Annotated in this window: 1 protein-coding gene; it reads left to right on the top strand. The window is 68.6% G+C overall.

Annotation, left to right across the window (positions count from 1 at the left end):
- Positions 1-275: 275 nt before the first annotated feature.
- Positions 276-791: ferritin-like domain-containing protein (locus tag AX702_RS10030; protein ID WP_197420558.1), on the top strand; the 516-nt coding region annotated here is incomplete at its 3' end.

The following is a 791-nucleotide window of genomic DNA, read 5'->3' as shown; positions in this document are numbered from 1 at the left end:
GGCGGTCTGACCACGGCGGTCTGATCACGGCGGTCTGACCACGGCGCCAGCCAGCCGGCGAGCATCGGGATGGCCGGGGTGGCAGCGCCCCGATCACGGCTGGGGATCCGCGACCTTGCCTTAACGGCGCGCGTCGAGCGCTTCCCGGGTGAGAGACGGCAGGCAACAAATTTGCCTGCCCGCCTGCATCCGCCATCACCCGGCGGCCGTACCTCTCCACAGCCCGCACGACGAAAAGCAATCCCAACCCCTTGCGGGCTTACGGGAGGTGCCAAGTGACGACGCAACAGGACCAACTGATCGAGGCGTTCGAGGAGCGCGCCGATCGGCGGCGTGATCGACGCGCGTTCTTCACGGCGGCACTCGGCGCCGCGGCGGTTGGCGGGGCATTCGTCTATGCCGATCCGGCGAAGGCGCAGGCGCTCACCGATGCGGACGTGCTCAACTTCGCGCTGAACCTCGAATATCTCGAGGCGCAATTCTACCTTTATGCCGTGAACGGCGCCGGGCTTTCGGCAAGCCTGACGGGCGCACCCTCGGGTGCTGCTGGCGGCACCGTGACCGGCGGAGCGCGGGTCGACTTTTCCGGTGACCCGCTGGTGGGTGCCTATGCCCGCGAGATCGCCGCGGACGAGGAAGCGCACGTCAAGTTCCTGCGCACCGCGCTGGGCAGCGCGGCGGTGGCCATGCCCAACATCAACATTTCCGGCGACGCGTCAGGGCCGTTCACCGCCGCCGCACGCGCGGCGGGTGTCGTTGGCGCGACGGAGACGTTCAACCCCTATGCCGAT

It is taken from the genome of Sphingomonas sp. CCH5-D11, assembly GCF_001557395.1.
Lineage (GTDB): Bacteria > Pseudomonadota > Alphaproteobacteria > Sphingomonadales > Sphingomonadaceae > Sphingomonas.
Note: the sequence above shows the minus strand (reverse complement) of the source record. Positions and strands in the feature narration are given on the sequence as shown.